The sequence below is a fragment of the Burkholderia sp. BCC1972 genome, assembly GCF_905339605.1.
Classification (GTDB): domain Bacteria; phylum Pseudomonadota; class Gammaproteobacteria; order Burkholderiales; family Burkholderiaceae; genus Burkholderia.
Genome location: NZ_CAJPGH010000069.1, coordinates 1 through 1,355, shown reverse-complemented (window position 1 = coordinate 1,355; position 1,355 = coordinate 1). Strand labels below are relative to the sequence as shown.

Genomic DNA, 1,355 nt, shown 5'->3' with positions numbered 1-1,355 from the left:
GGCGGTATCCGGAATTCCGTGTGTGAGGCGGGTTGAGATTCAGACTCCAATGTTGAATCGTTCCGGGTAAAGCAGTGCGAACTGCGTCATCGCGCTCTTCCAATCGTGCCGGGAGCCGGTCCACTTGGCCACGACGTTGCGCAGCGCCAGCCAGATCAGTTTGAGCGCGGCCTCGTCCGACGGGAAGTGGCCGCGCGCCTTGATGATCTTCCGAAGCTGCATGTGCAGCGACTCGATCGCGTTGGTCGTATATACAATTTTCCGGATGTCAGGCGCGAAGGCGTAGAACGGAATCACCTGATCCCAGGCTCGGCGCCAGAGCGCGGCGATCGGAGGGTATTTCGCACCCCACGGGCTCGTATCGAACGCGTCCAGCGCCACGGCGGCCGCTTCGGCCGACGGTGCCCGATAGACCTCCTTGAGCGCCGCTGCGACCGATTTCCTGTCTTTCCAGCTGGCGAAGTCCAGTGAGTTCCGGATCAGATGCACGATGCAGGTCTGGACCGTCGTTTCCGGGAACACCGTGTTGATCGCTTCCGGGAAGCCCTTCAGGCCGTCGACCACGGCGATCAGGATATCCTGCACGCCGCGCAGCTTAAGGTCGTTCACTACCCTCAGCCAGAACTTGGCCCCCTCGGTCTGCTCGATCCAAAGGCCCAACACGTCGCGTGTGCCGTCGCGGCGCACGCCCAGCGCCAGGTAGATCGCTTTGTTGCGCACGACGCCTTCGTCGCGGATCTTGACTCGCAAGGCGTCGAAGAACACGACCGGGTACATCGGCTCGAGCGGCCGCTGCTGCCATTCGCGCACTTCGTCGATCACGGAATCGGTCACCGTACTGATGAAGTCCGGCGACACCTCGATGCCGTACATCTCCAGCAGGAAACCCTGAATCTCCCGCACGCTCATGCCGCGTGCGTACATCGCGACGATCTTGTCGTCAAAGCCGGTGAAGCGTCGCTCGCCCTTGGCGATCAGCACCGGATCGAAGGTGCCTTCGCGGTCGCGCGGAATCTCGACGTCGAGCAGGTCGTCGTCGGTCGTGATGCGCTTGCGGCTGGTGCCGTTGCGGTGGTTCGTGCGGCCTGCCGGCTTGGCATCGCCCTTCTCGTAACCGAGGTGGTGGGTCAGTTCGCCGCCCAGCGCGCGTTCGAAGATTGCCTTCTTGAGCGCCGCAAGCTGCTCGTTGATCGTCGCCCGGTCCAGCGTCCCGGGCACCAGTTGCTTGATCAGCTCCGGGTCCAGGTTCAAGCCCTTGCCCGGTTCTATCGTCACTTCTTCCTTGCGTTTACGTGGCATAAAGTGGCTCCTTGGCCATCAGTTTATGCCTCACACACAAACATTCGGATAGGCTC

At 62.1% G+C, this 1,355-nt stretch carries 1 protein-coding gene; it reads right to left on the bottom strand.

The window, feature by feature from the left end; translation table 11 throughout:
• Nucleotides 1–39: 39 nt before the first annotated feature.
• Nucleotides 40–1,299 carry an IS256 family transposase gene (locus U5798_RS36820; RefSeq protein ID WP_322084871.1) on the bottom strand — a complete coding sequence of 420 codons (1,260 nt, stop codon included), beginning with the start codon at nucleotides 1,297–1,299 and terminating at the stop codon, nucleotides 40–42.
• Nucleotides 1,300–1,355 lie beyond the last annotated feature (56 nt).

What these genes read in the sequence shown, in the direction of transcription:
- U5798_RS36820 (WP_322084871.1), bottom strand. Translation starts at nt 1,299, where the DNA reads ATGCCACGTAAACGCAAGGAAGAAGTGACGATAGAACCGGGCAAGGGC.